Raw genomic sequence first — 20,106 nt, 5'->3', positions numbered from 1 at the left:
AAATCCTTGTTGCTTGTCACTGTGTGACCGGCTAAGCTGTAGAGAAGTTATTCTCACCGCCGCCGTGGCAACTTGTATAACTTAGCACATCCGCAGGCCGTGTCAAATCCGGCTTCTTCGCGATGTCCTCACGCTCGAAGGCGCTCCGACGTTGCCCGGGCCGGACCGAAGTCCATCGCCGAGCGGCGAAGATGCTGGATCCGAGGGATCCTGCGAAAGCTTTACATCCTGCACACGAGGCGTGCTCCGAAAAGCTGCCTGGCGAGTGGATGGTCCCGATTGAGGCCGGGACGTAGGAGAGGCTCTTGCGAGCCCTGCTCTTTCCGTTTCCCTGCGGCCTTTGTGGCGACTCGGAATAAGTTACGCAGCGATCGGCACGCTGTCAAACGACGGGCCGAAATCGCGCATCCCGGGCGTGTCGAGATCGGCTGCCCTCCACAGGGGATGAGGTGGAGATCCCTCCACCGGAGCCGATCCCGACGCTCGGACGCGGTCGCAGCGGTCACGAGAATGGGCGCATGACCCGCTCCGATGCACGCTCTCCCTCCCCGAGCAGTCCACCGACCCTCGGCTCGCTCGCCGATGCCGTCTCCCTCGTCGGCGCCGTTCGGCGGGAGCGGCCCCTGCTGATCGTCGGGATCACCGGCTCACCGGGATCGGGGAAGTCCACCCTGGCCGAGCAGCTGCATCGACGGATCCCGCGGTCCGTGGTCCTCCCGCTCGACGGGTACCACCTCCCCCAGCACCGACTCCGGGAACTGGGCCGGCGGGACCGCATGGGCGCCCCCGACACGTTCGACACCGACGGGTTCATGACCGTGCTCCGGATGCTGCGGTCGGCACCGCCCGGATCCACGGTGAGCGCCTCCTCCTTCGACCGCTCGATCGAGGAGCCCGTCCCCGGCGCTCTGAGTCTCCCCGTCGAGGACGGGACGGTCGTCCTGGTCGAGGGCAACTACCTGCTGCTCCGGGACGAGGGGTGGGAGGACGTCGGCGCACTGCTCGATCTGCGGATCCATCTGCGGGTGCCTCCGAGCACGCGGCGGGCGCGGCTGGTGGCGAGGCACCTCCGCTTCGGCAAGACGCTCGACGAGGCGATCGCCTGGACGGACGGCCCCGACGCGACGAACGCGCAGCGCATCGAGGCCGCGGCGCGGTCCGCCGACGTCGTCCTCGAACCGGGGTCCGAGCGTCCGCTCCGGCTGCTCCACCTCTCGGACACGCACCTGCTCGCGGATCCGGAGGGGCGGTACAACCGGATCCTGGAGACGAGGGCGGGGCTGGACCGGCTGCTCGCCGCTCACGACGCCGTCGAGGGGATCGACGCGGTCGTCGTCTCGGGAGACCTGGCGGACGACGGCTCCCCCGAGTCCTACTCCGCGCTCCGGAAGACGCTCGCAGCCTGGTGCGCCGACCGCGGAGCCGAGCTCGTCCTGGCGCTCGGCAATCACGACGACCGGGAGGGCTTCGGGTCCGCCGGCCCGTGGAACACGGAGACCGCCGTCCGAGGAGTGCGCATCCTCGCGCTCGACTCCTCGGTGCCGGGCGGCGCCTCGTGGGGGCTCCTCGAGCAGCCGACGCTGGCGTGGCTCCGCGACCGGATCGCCGAGGACCCCGCCGCGCCCGTGGTGATCGTGCTGCACCACCCGCCGATCGAGGCGGCGGCTCCGCTGCACACGGTGATGGGCCTCGTGCATCCGCACGACCTGTGGGAGGCGGCGTCCGGAGGCACCGTCCTCGCGGTCCTCGCCGGGCACTGGCACCACGCGTTCGTCGACACCACGGGGCCCGCCCCCGTCGTGGTCGCTCCGGGAGCGGCGAATCGGACCGACGTGCTCGCCGGCCCGCGCCACGAGAGGTCGGTGGCCGCATCCGGCGCCTCGATCGTCGACGTGTCCGCCGACGGGGTCCGGGTGACGAGCACCGAGATCGACTCCCCTCACCGGGGGACGGAGCTCTTCGACGTCAGCGGGGAGCGGCTCGCCGACGCGAAGCGCCGGCTCGGCTTCCCCGGGTTCTTCCCGGACGCGGAACAGAATTAGTCAGTAGGCTGACTAATTCCTCGACCCCGTCGGAAGTGACCCATGACACCGCTCGTCCTCCTCGTCCGCTCCCGTCGCCGCGCCTGGCTCACCCTGCTGTCCGCGCTGCTCGCAGTCGGGGCGCTGTTCGCCCTGCTGCCCTCGAGCACCGAGTCGGGCTTCCCGCAGTCGGGGCTGCCCGACTCCGCGGAATCGGCGGAGGTGGCCGCCCTGCTCGAGGAGTTCCCGTCGGCGGACACGACGGCGGGCGTCCTGCTGTGGAGCCGCCCCGACGGCCTGACCGACGAGGACCGCTCGGCGATCGCCGAGCGCGCGGAGGCTCTCGCCCTCCTGTCGACGACTCCGGAGGCGGTCCGGCCGCAGTTCAGCGACGACGGCGAGGCGGCCCTCGTCGCGGTGCCGCTGGCGGAGTCCTCCGTGGAGGCCGACGTCGAGGCGGTCGCCGTCGAGCTGCGCTCCGCGGGATCGCAAGGACTGCCGGAGGGGTTGGACGGCTTCCTGACGGGGGCCGTCGGCTTCCAGGCCGACATCTCGAACGCCTTCGCGGGAGCGGACCTGCGTCTGCTGCTCGTCACCGTGCTGGTGGTCGCGGTGCTGCTCATCGCCACCTACCGCAGCCCAGTGCTCTGGATCGTCCCTCTCGCAGTGGTCGGCGTCGCCGACGGACTGGCGCGGATCGTCGCCGGAGCGCTGGCCGACGCGGCGGGGATCGCGCTCGACGCCTCCGTCAGCGGGATCCTGTCGGTCCTGGTGTTCGGAGCGGGCACCAACTACGCGCTGCTGCTCGTCGCCCGCTACCGGGAGGAGCTGCTGAGCGAACCCGACCGGTACCGGGCGATGTCCACCGCCGTCCGAAGCGCCGGGCCCGCGATCGCGGCGAGCGGAGGCACCGTCGCGCTGAGCCTGCTGACGCTGCTGCTCGCCGAGCTCGCCGGGAACCGCGCACTCGGATTCGCCTGCGCGATCGGCGTCGCGATCGCGATCCTGTTCGCCCTCGCGGTGCTCCCCTCCGCCCTCGTCCTCTGCGGGCGCGGACTCTTCTGGCCGTTCGTCCCGCGACCCGGCGTCGGCAGCACCCCCGACCGACCGGGACTCTGGACCCGGCTCGGCCGCGGGGTCTCCCGCCGGCCCGCGCGGGTCGCCGTCGCCGCCACGCTGGGCGTCGCCCTGCTCTCGCTCGGGCTGATCGGAGCGCAGGTCGGGCTCTCGCAGACCGATCAGCTGCTCGGGGATCCCGAATCGGTGCAGGCGCAGGCGGTCATCGACGAGTCCTTCGGGGCGGGCCTCACCGCGCAGACGACGGTGCTCGCTCCGGACGACGCGGTCGAGGACGCGGTCGCGATCGCGGAGGGCACCGACGGCGTCGACTCCGTCCGCCCGGGTGAGAGCGCGAAGGGACGGACCGCTCTCAGCCTCACCCTCGCCGGCGAGCCGGAGAGCGCTGCGGCGTTCGAGACGATCGGCGCGCTCCGCGACGCGTACTCGGCGGCCGACGGCGACGCCTCCGAGAGCCTCGTCGGAGGGAGCGACGCGACCGCGCTCGACACCCAGGCGGCCTCGGAGCGGGACCAGGCGCTGATCATCCCGATCATCCTGGCGATCGTGTTCCTGATCCTGGCGCTGCTCCTGCGCTCGCTCGTCGCTCCGGTGCTGCTGATCGCCAGCGTGCTCGCGACCTTCTTCGCCAGTCTCGGAGCGGCGAACCTCCTGTTCCGGGGACTGCTCGGATTCCCGGCCTTCGACGCGAACGTGGTGCTGTTCGCGTTCCTGTTCCTCGTGGCGCTCGGCGTCGACTACAACATCTTCCTCGTCACCCGGGCCAGCGAGGAGCGGGCAGCGCACGGCACCCGCGAGGGCATGGTGCGGGCGCTCGCGTCGACCGGAGGCGTCATCACCAGCGCCGGGATCCTCCTCGCCGCGGTCTTCGCCGTGCTGGGAGTCCTCCCCGTCGTCGCCCTCACGCAGATCGGCGTGATCGTCTGCATCGGAGTCCTGCTCGACACCCTCGTGGTGCGGACGGTCCTGGTGCCGGCGCTCGTGTTCCTCACGGGCGACGCCTTCTGGTGGCCGGGCGTGCGCCGGACCGATCGCGGCAGGCGCACGCACGCCGCCCCGCTCGACCGAGCGGGGACGCGCTGACCGACGTCGGGGGACGTCGGCCGCAGAGGGAAGCGGACGATGCGGGGCCGCACGCGACAGCCCGCACCGTCCGCTGATCGTGGTCCGCGGAGGCGGAGGTCAGGTCGACGGCAGCGCGACGGCTCCGGTCACGGCGGCCGCGTACTCGCGGGAGCGGCGGGGCCGAGCGGGCTCGACATCGGTGTAGCGGCCGACGACCGGCGTGGTCGCCGATCCGCTCGACACGTAGGAGCCCCACAGGGGCGAAGGCACGTACTCTGAAGATCGTTCGGTGGTCATCTCTCTCGTCTCTCGAAGTCGGGGGTACATCGGACTCGCGCGGTGCCGGGGTCCAGCCCGGCACCGCGCACTCGTTCGGGCGGCGGGGTCAGGCCCCGATGCCCACTTCCTCCGGGGCCACGTCGGCACCCGGCGCGGAGGGCTCGAGCGCCTCGGCGACGCGCTGCGACAGCGAGCTGTCGACGTTCGCCCAGTACTGCAGCACCCGCTGGCGCAGCTCGGGACGCGTGACCTTGGACACGTGCCCGGCGATGTTCGCGACGAGTCGCGCACGGGCGGCGTCGTCGAGGACCTCGCGGTAGAGCGTGCCCGCCTGGCCGAAGTCGTCGTCCTCGGCGTGCAGGGTCGCCGCGGCGCGCGTCAGCTCGCCGTCGCTCTCCCAGCCGGTCGACTCCGCCGCGCGAGCGGGGTCGGCGTGAGCGCCGCCCAGGGTGTTGGGCGCGTAGACCGGGACCTCGGACTTCTGGAAGTCGAAGCGCATGGCCCCGTCCTTCGAGTACGAGTGCACCGGCGACTTCGGAGCGTTGACCGGCAGCTGCGCGTGGTTGGCGCCCACGCGGTAGCGGTGCGCGTCGGCGTAGCTGAAGATGCGCGCGAGCAGCATCTTGTCGGGGCTCGCGGCGATGCCGGGCACGAAGTTCGACGGCGCGAACGCGGCCTGCTCGATCTGCGCGAAGTAGTTCTCGGGGTTGCGGTCGAGGATCATCGTGCCGACCGGGATCAGCGGGTAGTCCGCGTGGGGCCAGACCTTCGTGAGGTCGAACGGGTTGAACCGGTACGACTTCGCGTCCTCGTAGGGCATGACCTGCACCGAGAGGCTCCAGGTCGGGAAGTCGCCACTGTCGATCGCGGTGGACAGGTCGCGGATGTGGAAGTCGGCGTCCTCTCCGGCGATCTGATCGGCCTGCTCCTGGCTCAGGATCTCGACGCCCTGGTCGGTCTTGAAGTGGTACTTCACCCAGAAGCGCTCGCCGGCCGCGTTGATCCACTGGTACGTGTGCGATCCGAAGCCGTCCATGTGACGCCACGAGCTCGGCAGACCGCGATCGCCCATGAGCCACGTGACCTGGTGGGCCGACTCCGGGGACAGCGTCCAGAAGTCCCACTGCATGTCGTGGTCGCGCAGGTGCGTGCCGGGGAGGCGCTTCTGCGAGCGGATGAAGTCGGGGAACTTGATGCCGTCGCGCAGGAAGAACACCGGGGTGTTGTTGCCGACGAGGTCGTAGTTGCCCTCGCTCGTGTAGAACTTCAGCGCGAAGCCGCGCGGGTCGCGCCAGGTGTCGGGCGAGCCCTGCTCGCCGGCGACGGTCGAGAAGCGGGCGAGCATCTCGGTCTCGACGCCCGGCTGGAAGAGCGCGGCGCGGGTGTAGGCGCTCACGTCGCCGGTGGTGACGAAGCGACCGAACGCTCCGCCGCCCTTGGCGTGGACGACGCGCTCCGGGATGCGCTCGCGGTTGAACTGCGCGAGCTTCTCGAGGAGGTAGTGGTCGTGGAGCGCGAGGGGGCCGTCGGCCCCGACGCTCAGCGAGTGCTGGTCGCTCGCGACCGGCGCTCCGGAGTTCGTCGTCGTGAATCGTTCCTCGGTCATGTTCCTCCTGTCGGCGGCGCGCCCGATCGGCGCACCACTGCGGTGATGGGGTCGGGTCAGTTCGCGGACGCCCGAAGGCAGTCGGGGCAGGTGCCCCAGAACGTGACCTCGGCCGTGTCGACGGCGAAGCCGCTCGACGTGGACGGGTGCAGGCACGGTGCCGCTCCGACGACGCAGTCGACGTCGGCCACGGCGCCGCACGCGCGGCAGACGACGTGGTGGTGGTTGTCGCCCACCCGCAGCTCGAAGCGGCGGGGGTGCCCCTCCGGCTCGATGCGGCGGGTGAGACCGGCGTCGGTGAACGCGGAGAGCACTCCGTAGACCGCCTGCGCGGAGGTGTCGGGGAGCTCGAGGCGCACGCGCGCCAGGACCTCGTCGACCCCGGAGTGCGGGTGCTCCTCGAGTGCGTGCAGGACGGCGCGCCGCGTGGCGGTGGCCTTGAGCCCGGAGGCTCGGAGGCGGTCGTCCTGTGTCGTCACGCCGGTGACACTACCGCAGTTGTGTTGAGTGAGTCAAAACAACGCGGCGAGTCGGGAGGGTGCTCGTGCGATCTGCAGGGGAGGCGGCGGGCATGCGACTCCGGCTTGCGAAGGAAAGTGCATTCCCGTCCGGATCGCCTGCAGACCGTACAGGTGCCTGCAGATCGTGCAGACACCTGCAGATCGTGCAGACACCTGCAGATCGTGCGGATGCCTGCAGATCGTGCGGGTGCCTGCAGATCGTGCGGGTGCCGACGGAGTGGGCGGGTGGTGGTGGTGGAGGGCGGGTGGTGGTGGAGAGGGCGGCCGACTGCGGACGGCGACGAATGCGCGGACAGGGGCTTCACTCCGCCCGAGGTCAGGCGACGGGGCCCTCGGTGAGGGTGACGGGGGCGGAGTGGGCGGCTCCGGAGGCGTCCGTCCACGAGAGGGTGACGGACTCGCCGGGCTCGCGGTCGGCGAGCGCCGCCGAGAGCGCGTCGGCCGAGGCGACCGGAGTGCCGTCGACGGCTGTGACAACGTCACCGGCGGCGAGACCGGCCGTCGCCGCCGGGGTGCCGTCGATCACTCCGCCGATGACGGCCCCCGCCGCCCCCGTCGAGGACGAGAACGGGGTCGCGCCCGAGAGCGAGACGCCCAGGAACGCCGGGTAGCCGATCTCGATGGTGGCGGTGTCGGCGCCCGCCTCGATCTGCGCGACGATGTCGAGTGCGGTCGCGATCGGGATAGCGAATCCCGTGATGTCCGCGGATCCGCTGGACGCCGCGGTGTCGATCCCGACCACCGCGCCGGCGGCGTCGACCAGGGGTCCGCCCGAGTCGCCCGAGACGATGTCGGCGTCGACCTGGATGAGGCCCTGCAGCGTCTCGCCGGCGGCACCGGTCTCGGACCGCGTGGTGATGCTCTGCTCGAGCGCGGTGACGGTTCTGGCCGCGGCGACCAGATCGCCGGTGCCCTCGGCGTTGCCCACCGCGGTCACGGAGTCGCCGACCGCGACGCCGTCGGTGTCGAGCGTCGCGGGGGTGAGGCCGACGGCGCCCTCGAGCTGCAGCACGGCGACGTCGTTCGTCGCATCGGTGCCCACGACGCGGGCGGTGTAGGTCTCGCCGGTCGCCTCGACGGTGACGGCGATGCTCGTCGCGCCCTCGACCACGTGGTTGTTGGTCAGGATCATGCCGTCGGAGGTGAGGATCACGCCGGTGCCGGCGGAGCGCGCTCCCTGGTAGGTCAGGTCGGAGACGATCGTGACGACTCCGGTCGTCTGCGCGGTCGAGGCGGGGACGGCGTCGGTCGAGGTGCTCGTGCTCGTGCTCGTGCTCGACGAGGAGCCGGAGCCGTACCCGTACCCGCTGCCGTACGGGGAGATCATCGAGCCGCCGCCGAAGGACCCGTGCGAGCCGCCCGGGTAGACGATCGTCGCGGTGCTCGAGGAGGACGACGACGCGGCCTCGGTGGTGCCCGCGTACGAGACTCCGCCCGCCGCGACGCCGATCAGCACGGCGAGCCCGGCGCCACCCGCGATCAGTGCGCGGCGCCGACGGCGCCGGTCGTCGACGCGGAGCGCGGCGCGATCCTCGACCTGCTCCAGTGCCCGCTCGGCGCCGGGTCGGCGCTCCGCTCCGTCTGCTGCCTGCGTCTCGTCCATGGTTCGTCCTCCAGCCGGGCCGCCCTTCTCGGCGGCAGGACTCCATTCCACGTCCGTCGTGTCGGGACGGGCTGGACGGATCCGATGAGCCGTCTATGGAAGTCGGTCAGGCCCCGAGGAAATAGTTGTGGCTACAACTGAGTTGGGTCTAGCGTGAACACGATGAACGCCGCCTCCCCCGATCTGCTCGCGCCCGACACGACGATGGGCGCGGTCACGCTGCGCGTCGCCGACCTCGACGGGATGGTCGCGTACTACCGCGACGCCGTCACCCTCGACGTCCTGTCGCGGGACGGCTCCGTCGCCGTGCTGGGCCGCGGAGGCGTCGCCGCCGTGATCCTGCAGCACGCCCCGGAGCTGCGCCACGCCGGCCCCCGCGCGGCCGGGCTCTTCCACACCGCGATCCTGTTCGAGTCGGAGGCGGCGCTCGCCGCAGCCGTCTACAGCGTCGCGACCCGGCACCCCGGCTCCTTCACCGGCAGCTCCGACCACCTGGTCAGCAAGGCCTTCTACTTCGACGACCCCGAGCACAACGGCGTCGAGCTCTACTGGGACCGCGACCGCACCCAGTGGTCGTGGACGCACGGGCGGATCGAGATGGGCACCGTGTTCCTCGACCCGAACACGTTCCTCCAGGAGCACCTCACCGAGCAGTCGATCGCGCAGCCCCGCCTCGGCGGCGCCTCGGTCGGGCACGTGCACCTGAGCGTCGGCGACGTCGCCACGGCGAAGGAGTTCTACGTCGACCGCCTCGGCTTCGAGACCACGATCGCGTACGGCGGGCAGGCGCTCTTCGTCTCGGCCGGCGGCTACCACCACCACATGGCCATGAACACCTGGAACTCGCTCGGCGCCGGACGGCGGCAGCTCGCCCTCGGACTCGGGCAGGTCGAGATCGTCGTGCCCGGCGCGACGACCTCGGCGCGCTCGAGGAGCGGCTGCGCCACGCGTCGATCGCGACGCAGGACGACGGCCGCACGCTCGGGTTCGAGGACCCGTGGGCGAACGCGATCCGGGTGACGGCCGCGGGTTGCTGAGCGCACCACCTCCGGGATTCGGCGGGCGGTACCATGGGCGCGCGGACTCCCGCACACTCCCCCGACACTCCGGAGAGACACGATGCCCACGATCGTCGTTGAGGTCATGCCCAAGGCAGAGCTGCTCGACCCCCAGGGGAAGGCCGTCGCCGGCGCCCTCTCGCGCCTCGGCCACTCCTCGGTGAGCGGCGTCCGCGTCGGCAAGCGCTTCGAGATCACGGTCGACGAGGTCACCGACGAGGTGCGCGCCTCGATCGCCCGCATCGCCGACGAGATGCTCTCGAACTCGGTCATCGAGGACGTCGTCGGCATCCACTACCCGGAGGTCTGAAGCACATGCGGATCGGCGTCATCACCTTCCCCGGCTCGCTCGACGACCGCGACGCGCAGCGCGCGATCCGCTTCGCCGACGCCGAGCCCGTCGCGCTCTGGCACGGCGACCACGACCTGCAGGGCGTCGACGCGATCGTGCTGCCCGGCGGCTTCTCCTACGGCGACTACCTGCGCTGCGGAGCGATCGCCTCGCACTCGCCGATCATGCGCGAGGTCATCGCCGCGGCGAACGCCGGCATGCCGGTCCTGGGCATCTGCAACGGCTTCCAGATGCTGACCGAGGCGCACCTGCTGCCCGGCGGCCTCATCCGCAACGACGCCGGATCGTTCGTCTGCCGCGACCAGCGCCTGATGGTCGCGAGCACCGCCACCGCCTGGACCAACGGCTTCGAGCCCGGCCAGGAGATCACGATCCCGCTGAAGAACGGCGAGGGCGGCTACATCGCGTCGGCCGACACCCTGCTGCGGCTCGAGGCGGAGGGACGAGTCGTCGTCCGCTACCTCGGCGAGAACCCGAACGGCTCGATGAACGGCATCGCCGGGATCAGCAACGCCCGCGGCAACGTGGTGGGGCTCATGCCGCACCCGGAGCACGCGGTCGAGCCCGGCTTCGGCCCCGACACCCGCGCCGCGATGCGCTCGGGCGTGGACGGGCTGACGTTCTTCACGTCCGCGGTGCGCGCGCTGGTCGCGGCGGCGTAGCGCTCGAGCTCCGACGGAACGGCCGGGACCCTTCGGGGGCCCGGCCGTTCCGTCGTTCCGGGGGCTTAACTGCTGGTGGACGGGGATCTCGATACGCCCGCTGCGCGGGCTACTCGATCAGCAGGGGAACCCGGTCCCCGCTGGTCGAGTAGCCCCGGAGGGGCGTATCGAGACCCGCCCTCACTGGACACGGGGGATCTCGAGACGCCCGCTGCGCGGGCTGCTCGATCAGCAGGACGGGCGCCCGCTGCCCGGGCCGCCCGCTCAGCGCTGGCCTACGGGCCGGTGAGGACCTCGGGCTCCGGGGTCATCGAGATCGTGGGGATGGAGGCGGTGATGACGGTGCCGTCGGAGCGGCGGGTGCCCTCGATGTCGGACGTGGTCGGCGCGCCGATGAGGCGCGGGCCCTGGTGCCCGAGGCCCACGCGGACGGGGTTGCCCGCCTCGACGTGCACGCGCTCGTCGCGCACGGTGATCGCCGCGGCGTCACCCGTCTCGACGGTGAGCAGCACCGCGTCCTGGGTGACCTCGACGCGCACGCGGGTGCCGTGCAGGGTGATCCGGAAGGTCAACCGCTCCCAGTCGCCGGGCAGGCGCGGGTCGAGCGTGATCCGCCCGCCGTGGTCGCGCATGCCGCCGAAGCCGTAGACGAGGGCGCTCCAGACACCGCCGGTCGAGGCGACGTGGATGCCGTCGGCGGTGTTGCGGTGCAGGTCGGCGAGGTCGACGAAGAGAGCCGACAGGAAGTAGTGCTTCGAGAGCTCGTGGTAGCCGACCTCGGCCGCGATGATCGACTGCACGACCGCCGAGAGGGTCGAGTCGCCGGTCGTGAGCGCGTCGTAGTACTCGAAGTCGGCGCGCTTCTGCTCGGCGGTGAACTCGTTGCCCTGCAGGAGCAGCGCCAGCACGACGTCGGCCTGCTTGAGCACCTGGAAGCGGTAGATGACCAGCGGGTGGAAGTGCAGCAGCAGCGGGCGCTTGCTCGCGGGGGTGTTCTCGAGGTCCCACAGCTCCTTCTCGAGGAACGCGGCGTCCTGCGGGTGGATGCCGGCGCGCTGGTCGAAGGGGATGTGCATCTTGTCGGCCGCGCGGGCCCACTCGATGACCTCGTCCTCGTCGAGCGTCAGGCGGACGGCCATCCGCTCGTACGCGGCGGGCTCGACCGCCTTCAGCAGCTCGACCGCGCGCGCCGCGGCACGGAGGTTCGAGCGCGCCATGACGTTCGTGTAGAGGTTGTCGTTGACGACGGTCGTGTACTCGTCCGGCCCCGTCACCCCGTGGATGTGGAAGTGGTCGTCGCCGTTGCTGCGCCAGAAGCCCAGGTCGGCCCACATGCGCGCGGTCTCGACGAGGATGTCGATCGCTCCGCGGGCGAGGAAGTCGTCGTCGCCCGTCGCGGCCACGTACTGCATGAGCGCATACGAGATGTCGGCGTCGATGTGGTACTGCGCGGTGCCGGCGGCGTAGTACGCCGACGACTCCTGGCCGTTGATGGTGCGCCAGGGGAACAGCGCTCCGCGCTGGTTGAGCTCGGCGGCACGGGCGCGCGCCGCCTCGAGCATGTTCTGGCGGAAGCGCAGGGCGTTCCGCGCGACGAGCGGCGCGGTGTAGCTGAGGAACGGGAGGACGTAGACCTCGGTGTCCCAGAAGTAGTGGCCGCCGTATCCCGACCCCGAGACGCCCTTGGCCGCGACTCCGCCGCCGTCGGTGCGCGCGGTCGACTGGGCGAGCTGGAAGAGGTTCCAGCGGGTGGCCTGCTGGATCGCGGGCTGGCCGTCGATCTGCACGTCGGAGCGGGCCCAGAAGTCGTCGAGCCACTCGCGCTGCTTGACGAACTGCTCCTCGACCGGGGTCTCGCGTGCGCGGTCGAGCGTGCGGTCGCAGCGGTCGGCGAGCTCGCGCACCGGCACGCCGCGGGACGTGTGGTACGTCAGCGTCTTGACCAGGCGGATCGGGCTGCCCGCCTTCGCCTTCACGCGGTAGACGTGCTTGGCGAGGTCGTCGTCGATCTGAGCGGTCTGGTCCCACTCGTTCTCGGTCTCGAGGACGTGCTCGGCGCCGCACGCGATCGTCATCTGCGAGTTGGTGGTGCGGTAGCCGAGCAGGTAGCGGGTGCCGTTGACGCGCTTGAGGCGCGGCTGGAGCACGCGGTCCTCGAAGGACTCGGCCTTGCGCGGGTCGAAGCCCGCCGCCTCGCTGCCCGAGGGAGCGTGGTACTCGTCCACGCCGTCCTGGCGGTTGAGGATCTGGCTCGAGATGAGCACCGACGCGTCGCCGTCGAGCAGCTCCACCTCGTAGTCGAGGATCGCGAGGTGACGGTCGGTGAAGGACACGAGGCGGCGCGAGCGGATCAGCACGCGCTTGCCCGACGGCGTGCGCCACTCGAGCTCGCGGTGCAGCACGCCGTTCGCGAAGTCGAGGCGGCGCGAGTACGAGAGGATGTCCGCCTCGCTGAGCACGAACGGCTCGTCGTCGACGTAGAGGCGGATGATCTTCGCGTCCGGGACGTTGACGATGGTCTGCCCGACGCGGGCGAAGCCGAACGCCTCCTCCGCGTGGCGGATCGGCCAGGTCTCGTGGAAGCCGTTGATGAAGGAGCCGTAGGCGTAGCCGTCGCGACCCTCCTCGACGTTGCCGCGGAGGCCGAGGTAGCCGTTGCCGGTCGCGAAGAGCGTCTCGGTGCGCCCCTGCAGCTCGCTCGCGAACTCGGTCTCGAGCAGGGCCCACTCGTCGACCGGGAAGCGGTTGCGGTCGAGCGGGTCGGAGGTGATGGGGTTCATGCGGCGTCCTCGGGGGTGGAGACGGGGAGGAAGGGGAGGAGCTCGGCCAGGTCGTCCACGACGAGGTCGGCGCCGTGCTCGAGCAGGGCCTCGGCGCCGACTCCGCGGTCGACTCCCACGACGAGCCCGAAGGCGCCCGCGCGGCCGGCGGCGACTCCGGAGTGCGCGTCCTCGACGACGGCGCACTCGGCGGCCGTGAGTCCGAGCAGCTCGGCGGCGTAGAGGTAGGTGTCGGGGGCGGGCTTGCCCGCGATGGAGCGCTCGGCGGCGAGCAGGCCGTCGACGACGACCTCGAAGCGGTCGCGGAGCCCGGCGGCGACGAGCACGGGCACGCCGTTGCGGGAGGAGGTCACGACGGCGACCTCGACGCCCGCGGCGATCGCCGCGTCGAGGAACGCGAGCGAGCCGGGGTAGGGCGCGACCCCCTCCGCCTCGAGCACGGCGTTGAACGCCGCGTTCTTGCGGTTGCCGAGCCCGCAGACCGTCTCGAGCGCGGGGTCGTCGGACGGCTCGCCCTCGGGCAGCACGATGCCGCGGGAGGCGAGGAGTGCGCGGACGCCGTCGTAGCGCGGGCGCCCGTCGATGGAGCGGAAGTAGTCGGCGTCGGAGTAGCCCTCGGCGATCCCCTTCGACTCGAGGTACGACGTGAAGAGCCGCGACCACGCGTGCATGTGCACATCGGCGGTCGGCGTCAGGACGCCGTCGAGGTCGAACAGGAGCGCACGGAGCCCGCGGAGAGCGGAGGCGTCGGGGCGCGCGGAGAGTGCAGACACGGCGGGGGAACCTCTGGTCGGGGGCAGGATGCGGCGGAGTGTGCCGACGACGGCTGCCCGCCACGGACTGTGAAGAATCGTATACGCCGCCCGGGGTGGTGTCTGGAACCGTTTACACGTCCGTCACGTGCGCGCCTCGCGGCGTGCCCTCAGGGCGCGATCCGCCGCTGTCGAGTCCGGGACTCGCCGTCGGTCGCCGATCGTCCGCAGAAGTAAGGCTGCAGTGCTCTCCGCGTCGAAGTGAAGCGATCGCGGCGCCGCGAGCCTCAGTTCTGCGGGGCGGAGGCGTCCTCGGCGGGCGGAGCGAGCCGGTGGCGGCCGAGCGGGAGCATCAGCGGCGTGCCGGAGGTCGGGTCGGTGATGATGCGGCTGTCGAGCCCGAAGACGGCGCGCACCACGTCCTCGGTCAGCACCTCGGCGGGGGTGCCGGCGGCGTGCACGGTGCCGTCGGCCAGGGCGACGAGGTGGTCGGCGTAGCGGGCCGCCAGGTTGAGGTCGTGCAGCACCATGACCACGGTCGTGCCGCGCGTGCGGTTGAGGTCGACGAGGAGGTCGAGCACCTCGACCTGGTGGCTGACGTCGAGGAACGTGGTCGGCTCGTCCAGCAGCAGCAGGTCGGTCTCCTGCGCGAGGGCCATGGCGATCCAGACGCGCTGGCGCTGCCCGCCCGAGAGCTCGTCGACCGCGCGGTCGGCGAGGGCGGCGGTGTCGGTCGCGTCCAGGGCCGTCGCGACGGCCTCGTCGTCGTGCGCGTTCCAGCGGCTCAGGAGGCCCTGGTGCGGATGGCGTCCGCGGCCGACGAGATCGGCGACGGTGATCCCCTCCGGAGCGATCGGCGACTGCGGGAGGAGGCCGAGCGTGCGCGCCAGCTGCTTCGCGGGCATCCGGTGCACGGCCTTGCCGTCGAGTAGCACGGTGCCCGCGCGCGGGGCGAGCAGGCGCGACATCGAGCGGAGGAGGGTCGACTTGCCGCAGGCGTTCGCGCCGACGATCGCGGTGATCCGGCCGGGCGGGACGACGAGGTCGAGGCCGTCGACCACGGTGCGGTCGCCGTAGCCGAGGGTGAGGCTCTCGACGGTCAGGGTGTGCTCGGCGGTCACAGGGACCCTCCCGATCGGTTGCTGCGGACGATGAGGTAGATCAGGTACGGGGCGCCGAGGACCCCGGTCACGACGCCGACCGGGTAGCGCAGCCCCAGCGCGTACTGCCCGACGAGGTCGGCGACGAGCACGAGCAGGGCTCCGACCAGGGCAGACGGCACCAGGAGGGAGGCGCCCGGGCCGATGAGGCGCGCGGCGATGGGCCCGGAGAGGAACGCGACGAACGCGATGGGGCCGGCGGCCGCGGTGGCGAACGCGATGAGGCCGACGGCCGCGACGATCACGACGAGACGCGTGCGGTTCACCCGGATGCCGAGAGCGGAGGCGGTGTCGTCGCCGAGCTGCGTGCCGGCGAGGTCGCGGGAGCTGAGCAGCAGCACCGGGGTCAGGACGACCACGGCGACGAGGACCGGGACGACCTCCTCCCAGCGGGCGCCGTTCAGACTGCCGGTGAGCCAGCGGCTCGCCTCCTGGAAGTCGAAGGCGGCGGCGCGGGACAGGATGTAGGCGGTGACGCTGTCGAGCATGGCGGCGACGCCGATGCCGATGAGGATCAGCCGGGTGCCCGCGACTCCGCTGCGGTAGGCGAGGGCGTAGACCACCAGGGCGACGGCGAGACCGGCGGTGATCGCGAGGATCGAGACCTGCGTGGATCCCAGCGACAGCGTCACGATGGCGAAGGCCGCGGCGGCGGAGGCGCCCGCGCTGATGCCGATGATGTCGGGGCTCGCGAGGGGGTTCCGCAGCATGGTCTGGAAGCTGACGCCGCCGAGGCCGAAGCAGAGGCCGACGAGCACCGCGAGCACGGCGCGCGGGAGGCGCAGGCGGCCGACGGTGAAGGAGGCGCCCGGCACCTGCTCACCGAGGATCACCCGGAGCACCTCGTCGGGCGTGTAGACGGTCTGGCCGTAGACGAGTGAGAGCGCGAAGGCGACGACGACCGCGACGGCCAGCACGGCGACGACGGCGCGGCGGCGGGCCCCGCGACGACGACGACCGGACGCGACGGCGGCGGCGGTGGCGGAGTGGCTCCGCTCGAGCACCGCGGTCACAGCTCGCGCACCTTCTGGCGGCGGACGATCGCGATGAAGACGGGAGCGCCGATCAGCGCGGTGATGATGCCGACGTCGATCTCGCTCGGGCGCGCGACGATGCGGCCCACGACATCGGCGCCGGTGAGGAGGACCGCGCCGGCGACGGCCGAGAACGGCAGCAGCCAGCGGTGGTCGACGCCGACGATCAGGCGGCAGGCGTGCGGGACGACGAGGCCGACGAAGCCGATCGGTCCGGTGATCGCGGTCGTCGCTCCGCAGAGGACCACCGCGCCCAAAGCCGCGGCGCCCCGGGCGACGGCGACGCGCTCGCCGAGGCCTGCGGCGAGCTCGTCGCCGAGCGCCAGGGTGTTGAGGCTCTTGGCCGAGAGCACGCAGATCGCGAAGCCGACCGCGAGGAACGGCAGGACCTGGCCGATGCTCGCGAACGTGCCGCCGCCCACTCCGCCGATCTGCCACGAGCGGATGCCGCCCGAGAGGTCGGCGCGCGGAAGGATGATCGCGCTGATCACCGAGACGAGGGCGGCCGAGGTGGCGGCGCCGGCCAGCGCGAGCTTGAGCGGAGTCGCTCCCCCGCGGCCGAGGGAGCCGACGACGTAGACGAACACGGCCGCGACGGCGGCGCCTCCGATGGCGACCCAGATGAAGCCGGTGGCGGTGCTGAGACCGAAGAAGACGATGCCGGTGACGACGGCGAGGGAGGCGCCGGTGTTGACGCCGAGGATGCCGGGGTCGGCCAGCGGGTTGCGGGTCACGCCCTGCATGAGCACGCCGGCGACGCCCAGGGCGGCTCCGGCGATCATGGCGAGCACGGTGCGCGGGAGGCGCTTGGCGACCGCGGCCTGCCCGAAGCCGTCGGTCGAGCCTCCGAACGCCGCGACGACGTCGCTCCACGCCACGTCGCGCGAGCCGACCATGACTGAGAGCACGCCCGCGCCGACGAGCACTCCGACCGCGACGAGCAGCCAGAGCGCACGCAGACGCCGCGGACGTCGCACAGCGGCGACGCCCGCGGCGGCAGGCGGGGCGGTGAGGGTCACTTCGCCTTGTCGGCGGCCTCGGCCAGCAGGCCGAGGTAGTCGTCGAGGACGTACGAGATCGACAGCGGGGTCGGGTTCGCGGCGGTGCCCAGCGGGGTGGATGGGAGGCGGACGATGGCGTCGTTCGCGACGGCCGGGATCTGCGAGAGCAGCGGGTCGGCCTTGAGCGTGTTCACGAGCTCGTCGTCGCCGTAGGTCACGATCACGTCGACGTCGTCGAACGCGTCGGCCTGCTCGGCGCTCTGGGTGAGCGAGAACGCGTCGGTGGTCGCCGAGGCGGTCTCGATGCTGCCGGGGGTGGCGAGGCCGAGGTCGGCGAAGAAGGCCGGACGGGTGTCGTGGGTCGTGTAGAAGCTGACCTGGCTGAGGTCGGTCGGGTCGACGTGGGTGAGGAACATGGCGGAGGTGCCCTCGAGCTGCGGGTACGCGGCGGCGGCCTCCTGGATCTCGCCCTCGAGCTCGGTGACGAGCTCCTCGCCCTCGGCGGCCATGCCCATGGCCTCGCTGTTGAAGGTGATGGTGTCGCGCCACGAGGTGCCCCACGCGGTCTCGGGGTAGGCGACGACGGGAGCGATCTCGCTCAGGGTGTCGTAGTCCTCCTGCGTCAGGCCGGAGTAGGCGGCGAGGATCACGTCGGGCTGCGTGTCGGCGACGGCCTCGAAGTCGATGCCGTCGGTCTCGTCGAACAGGACCGGGGTCTCGCCGCCGAGCTCCTCGAGCTTCGCGGAGACCCACGGGAGCAGTCCGTCGCCGTCGTCGTCGCCGAAGTTGGCGGCGGCCATGCCCACGGGGACGACGCCCAGCGCGAGGGGGACCTCGTGGTTCGCCCAGTTGACGGTCGCGACGCGCTCGGGCTGGGACTCGATGGTCGTCGTGCCCAGCGCGTGCTCGATGGTGATGGGGGTGAAGTCGCCCGAGGCGGCGTCCTCGGAGCCGGTCGCGGCGGACGAGCAGCCGGCGAGACCGGCGGTGAGCAGTGCGGTCGCGAGGAGTGCGAGCGGCTTGGTGACGCGGGGCATCGTTCCCTTTCGGAAGGCGGTTCCAGGAGTGTCGGCCGGGTGGACCGAGAGTAAGGATAGCCTAACCAATATGTGAGGGATTCTTCAGACTGTCAGTCCTTCTCCTGCGCTGGGCCGCCCGCCGTCGGTGTGCTCGGCGTCCGTCCCTCCCTCGGCCGCCGTCGCACCTCCTCGAGAGCCTCGATGAGGGCCGCGACTCCCGCCGGAGTCGGCGAGATCCGCACCGCCGCCATCGGCCCGCTGTCGCGGACGGCAACGGGCAGCTGCTCCCCTGAGGGCGCCACCGTGACGACGAGGGCGGTACCGGAGTGTCTGCCGATCCGCACTGCGCCCGTCGAGAACGGCCCCAGCCGGTCCCACGCGAGCACGACCGGTTTCTCCGACCCGGCGCTGGAGCTGTGGATCGCCACTCCGTCCTCATCGATGACCAGGAAGTACATCATCGCCAGGGAGAAGAAGCGGTTGCTCTGCACGCGAGGCAGTGCCGACACGGTCTCGGGGGTCCGCTGGGCCTCGAGGATCACGGCATCCGGATGGGCTGTGCGCAGACGGTCCCAAAGGGCGTCGGTCCGCCACCGCACCGAGAGGATCCAGGCGACGAGGGGGACGAAGATCACGAGCATGACGACGATCATCGGCACGATCCCCGACGATCGCCCCTCGCCGACGGCCACGGGTGCCACGCCCACGACGACGCCGAGCGGGATGAGGAGCAGATAACCGAGGGCGCGGGGGAATCGGGAGGGGATCACCGAGCGAGTATCCCCGCCGTCCGCACTCGGAGCGGCACCCCAGATCGGGTGAACCGTCAGGCTGCGGCGAGCTTCTCGACCGTGCGGAGGTTCCGGGTGGTCGTGGTGGCGCGGTAGGCGGCGCGGGCCAGGACCTTCGCCGCCGGAGTGTCCGTGGACGACCCGCGCGGGCAGCGCCAGTAGAGGACTCCCGCGCCCCTCTGCAGAAGGTCGACGTCGTTCGTGCCGATCGCGGCGAGGGCGTCGTCGAGTGCGGCGTCGCTCGAGCCGAAGACGACGTACGGATGCGCGACGTCGTCGATCCGCTCGAACGGGTACGCGCGGGCGACCGCGGCGAGCGCCTCCTGCTCGATGAGGACGATCCAGGCGTCGTAGCCGAAGCGCTCCTCCAGCGCGGCCTCAAGGGCGGGCTTCAGCTCGGCGGGGTCGCGGTCGGAGTCGAAGGCCGCGTTGCCGCTCGCGAGGACCGTGCGGACTCCCGCGCCGCCGATTCGCTCGACGACCGCCGCGAGGTCGGCGCTGCGGACCGTGCGGCCGTTGACGTTCACTCCGCGCAGCAGCGCCAGGTAGCGGGTCATGCCGCGACGGTAGCGTGACGGCATGGTGCTGGGAAGCGGACGACGACGCACGGAGCCGACTCTCGAAGACGCGATCCTGCAGGCGAGCACGCGCGGGCCGGGCGCGCGGACCCGCGCCGAGCTCGCTCCTCCGTCGGGTCGGCATCTCGTGCTGCCCGAGACCTCGGGCACGGTGCTCGCGATCGATGTCGACGCGCTCGTCGCGCTCGCGGCGCGAGAGGACCTGTTCGTGGCGCTGGAGCGGCGGGCAGGCTCTTTCGCGGTGGCCGCGACTCCGCTGCTCTCGTGGTGGTCGGCCGACGAGACGGTGCCCGACGAGGCCCAGGAGCGGCGGATCGACGGGCAGGCGCTCGCCGCGGTCGTGCTCGGGGCGGGGCCGGGGGCGGATGTGGACTCGCGGCTGGACGCGCTCGCGGCGGCGGCGGACCTGGACGGGCTGGCGTCGGCACTGGCGCTGCTCGCCCGGGTGCCGGACCCGCCGGCGGCGTACCAGGATCCGGAGGGGTTCCTGCGGGTGATCGCTCCGGAGTCGCCGTTCGAGCGGCGACTGACCGTGCTGTCCCGCGTGGAGGCGCCGGCGGAGACGCTCCTGCTGGTGCTGCGGGACTGCGCGTTCACGGCGACGCTGCCCCGGCGGCGCGCGGCGATCGCGGCCCTCGCGGAGCAACTCCGGGCGTCGGACCCGTCGGCGCGTATGGACGAGCTGGCCGTCGCGGTGGATGCGGCGCTGGAGAAGCGCTGGGGCGTGCTGTGAGGCGCGGCCCCCGC

General features: G+C 72.0%; 17 protein-coding genes and 1 pseudogene. 6 read left to right on the top strand and 12 right to left on the bottom strand.

Translation table 11 applies throughout. The annotated features are described in order from the left end of the window. Positions 1–518 precede the first annotated feature (518 nt). Together B0T42_RS08400 and B0T42_RS08395 are read left to right on the top strand one after the other, a co-directional pair. Positions 519–2,042: a metallophosphoesterase gene (locus tag B0T42_RS08400; protein ID WP_077222763.1), complete on the top strand. Its 1,524-nt coding sequence runs from the start codon at positions 519–521 to the stop codon at positions 2,040–2,042. Between the two features lie 42 nt (positions 2,043–2,084). After that, a complete protein-coding gene (locus tag B0T42_RS08395; protein WP_077222762.1) occupies positions 2,085–4,181 on the top strand; it encodes an MMPL family transporter in 2,097 nt (698 codons plus the stop codon). Positions 4,182–4,280: 99 nt separating this feature from the next. On the opposite strand, the gene B0T42_RS19480 is transcribed toward B0T42_RS08395, so the two are convergent. From B0T42_RS19480 to B0T42_RS08380, 4 genes are all read right to left on the bottom strand, one after another. Beyond that, on the bottom strand, positions 4,281–4,460 hold the full coding sequence (locus tag B0T42_RS19480) for a hypothetical protein (protein ID WP_139344458.1): 180 nt from the start codon (positions 4,458–4,460) through the stop codon (positions 4,281–4,283). An 88-nt stretch (positions 4,461–4,548) separates the two neighbouring features. Beyond that, complete coding sequence (locus B0T42_RS08390; RefSeq protein ID WP_077222761.1) at positions 4,549–6,048, bottom strand: catalase; 1,500 nt, start codon at positions 6,046–6,048, stop codon at positions 4,549–4,551. Positions 6,049–6,104: 56 nt separating this feature from the next. After that, positions 6,105–6,527 carry a Fur family transcriptional regulator gene (locus B0T42_RS08385; protein WP_077222760.1) on the bottom strand — a complete coding sequence of 141 codons (423 nt, stop codon included), beginning with the start codon at positions 6,525–6,527 and terminating at the stop codon, positions 6,105–6,107. Positions 6,528–6,885: 358 nt separating this feature from the next. Further along, positions 6,886–8,172, bottom strand: coding sequence for a S1C family serine protease (locus B0T42_RS08380; RefSeq protein WP_077222759.1), 1,287 nt, complete (start codon positions 8,170–8,172; stop codon positions 6,886–6,888). Between the two features lie 162 nt (positions 8,173–8,334). Between B0T42_RS08380 and B0T42_RS08375 the strand changes: the two are divergent. The 3 genes and pseudogenes from B0T42_RS08375 (at position 8,335) to purQ (ending at position 10,244) form a co-directional block, all read left to right on the top strand. After that, positions 8,335–9,209 (top strand): annotated as a pseudogene (locus B0T42_RS08375) (VOC family protein). A gap of 82 nt (positions 9,210–9,291) precedes the next feature. Beyond that, positions 9,292–9,540: a phosphoribosylformylglycinamidine synthase subunit PurS gene (gene purS / locus B0T42_RS08370; RefSeq protein WP_056868663.1), complete on the top strand. Its 249-nt coding sequence runs from the start codon at positions 9,292–9,294 to the stop codon at positions 9,538–9,540. A 5-nt stretch (positions 9,541–9,545) separates the two neighbouring features. Next, positions 9,546–10,244 (top strand): phosphoribosylformylglycinamidine synthase subunit PurQ, encoded by a 699-nt coding sequence (gene purQ, locus B0T42_RS08365; protein ID WP_077222758.1) that lies wholly within the window; start codon positions 9,546–9,548, stop codon positions 10,242–10,244. 275 nt (positions 10,245–10,519) lie between these two features. On the opposite strand, the gene B0T42_RS08360 is transcribed toward purQ, so the two are convergent. From B0T42_RS08360 to B0T42_RS08325, 8 genes are all read right to left on the bottom strand, one after another. Then, positions 10,520–13,024 (bottom strand): glycoside hydrolase family 65 protein, encoded by a 2,505-nt coding sequence (locus B0T42_RS08360; RefSeq protein WP_077222757.1) that lies wholly within the window; start codon positions 13,022–13,024, stop codon positions 10,520–10,522. Further along, the gene (locus B0T42_RS08355) at positions 13,021–13,797 is read right to left on the bottom strand and encodes an HAD family hydrolase (RefSeq protein ID WP_077222756.1); all 777 of its coding nucleotides are present in this window, start codon (positions 13,795–13,797) and stop codon (positions 13,021–13,023) included. The genes B0T42_RS08360 and B0T42_RS08355 overlap by 4 nt, the downstream gene beginning before the upstream one ends. A gap of 266 nt (positions 13,798–14,063) precedes the next feature. Beyond that, positions 14,064–14,897 (bottom strand): ABC transporter ATP-binding protein, encoded by an 834-nt coding sequence (locus B0T42_RS08350; protein WP_077222755.1) that lies wholly within the window; start codon positions 14,895–14,897, stop codon positions 14,064–14,066. Next, the gene (locus tag B0T42_RS08345) at positions 14,894–15,949 is read right to left on the bottom strand and encodes a FecCD family ABC transporter permease (RefSeq protein ID WP_201788508.1); all 1,056 of its coding nucleotides are present in this window, start codon (positions 15,947–15,949) and stop codon (positions 14,894–14,896) included. The genes B0T42_RS08350 and B0T42_RS08345 overlap by 4 nt, the downstream gene beginning before the upstream one ends. Continuing rightward, positions 15,946–16,989 (bottom strand): FecCD family ABC transporter permease, encoded by a 1,044-nt coding sequence (locus tag B0T42_RS08340; protein WP_077222754.1) that lies wholly within the window; start codon positions 16,987–16,989, stop codon positions 15,946–15,948. The genes B0T42_RS08345 and B0T42_RS08340 overlap by 4 nt, the downstream gene beginning before the upstream one ends. Next, positions 16,986–18,008, bottom strand: a complete 1,023-nt coding sequence (locus B0T42_RS08335; protein WP_077222753.1) for an iron-siderophore ABC transporter substrate-binding protein — start codon at positions 18,006–18,008, stop codon at positions 16,986–16,988. Before B0T42_RS08335 ends, B0T42_RS08340 begins: the two co-directional genes overlap by 4 nt. A 92-nt stretch (positions 18,009–18,100) precedes the next feature. After that, complete coding sequence (locus tag B0T42_RS08330) at positions 18,101–18,760, bottom strand: hypothetical protein (protein WP_077222752.1); 660 nt, start codon at positions 18,758–18,760, stop codon at positions 18,101–18,103. Between the two features lie 56 nt (positions 18,761–18,816). Beyond that, positions 18,817–19,338: a DUF1697 domain-containing protein gene (locus B0T42_RS08325; RefSeq protein WP_077222751.1), complete on the bottom strand. Its 522-nt coding sequence runs from the start codon at positions 19,336–19,338 to the stop codon at positions 18,817–18,819. A 22-nt stretch (positions 19,339–19,360) separates the two neighbouring features. Between B0T42_RS08325 and B0T42_RS21970 the strand changes: the two genes are divergently transcribed. After that, positions 19,361–20,092: a DUF2254 family protein gene (locus B0T42_RS21970; RefSeq protein WP_077222750.1), complete on the top strand. Its 732-nt coding sequence runs from the start codon at positions 19,361–19,363 to the stop codon at positions 20,090–20,092. The last annotated feature ends 14 nt before the right edge of the window (positions 20,093–20,106 follow it).

It is taken from the genome of Rathayibacter rhapontici (assembly GCF_001995175.1).
GTDB lineage: Bacteria > Actinomycetota > Actinomycetes > Actinomycetales > Microbacteriaceae > Rathayibacter.
This window is presented reverse-complemented; position numbering and strand designations above follow the sequence as displayed.

Excerpts from the sequence above, each read along its gene's own strand:
- B0T42_RS19480 (WP_139344458.1), bottom strand. The coding sequence starts at position 4,460 with ATGACCACCGAACGATCTTCAGAGTACGTGCCTTCGCCCCTGTGGGGC.
- B0T42_RS08325 (WP_077222751.1), bottom strand. The coding sequence starts at position 19,338 with ATGACCCGCTACCTGGCGCTGCTGCGCGGAGTGAACGTCAACGGCCGC.
- purQ (WP_077222758.1), top strand. The coding sequence starts at position 9,546 with ATGCGGATCGGCGTCATCACCTTCCCCGGCTCGCTCGACGACCGCGAC.
- purS (WP_056868663.1), top strand. The coding sequence starts at position 9,292 with ATGCCCACGATCGTCGTTGAGGTCATGCCCAAGGCAGAGCTGCTCGAC.
- B0T42_RS08335 (WP_077222753.1), bottom strand. The coding sequence starts at position 18,008 with ATGCCCCGCGTCACCAAGCCGCTCGCACTCCTCGCGACCGCACTGCTC.
- B0T42_RS08400 (WP_077222763.1), top strand. The coding sequence starts at position 519 with ATGACCCGCTCCGATGCACGCTCTCCCTCCCCGAGCAGTCCACCGACC.
- B0T42_RS21970 (WP_077222750.1), top strand. The coding sequence starts at position 19,361 with ATGGTGCTGGGAAGCGGACGACGACGCACGGAGCCGACTCTCGAAGAC.
- B0T42_RS08380 (WP_077222759.1), bottom strand. The coding sequence starts at position 8,172 with ATGGACGAGACGCAGGCAGCAGACGGAGCGGAGCGCCGACCCGGCGCC.
- B0T42_RS08390 (WP_077222761.1), bottom strand. The coding sequence starts at position 6,048 with ATGACCGAGGAACGATTCACGACGACGAACTCCGGAGCGCCGGTCGCG.
- B0T42_RS08395 (WP_077222762.1), top strand. The coding sequence starts at position 2,085 with ATGACACCGCTCGTCCTCCTCGTCCGCTCCCGTCGCCGCGCCTGGCTC.
- B0T42_RS08360 (WP_077222757.1), bottom strand. The coding sequence starts at position 13,024 with ATGAACCCCATCACCTCCGACCCGCTCGACCGCAACCGCTTCCCGGTC.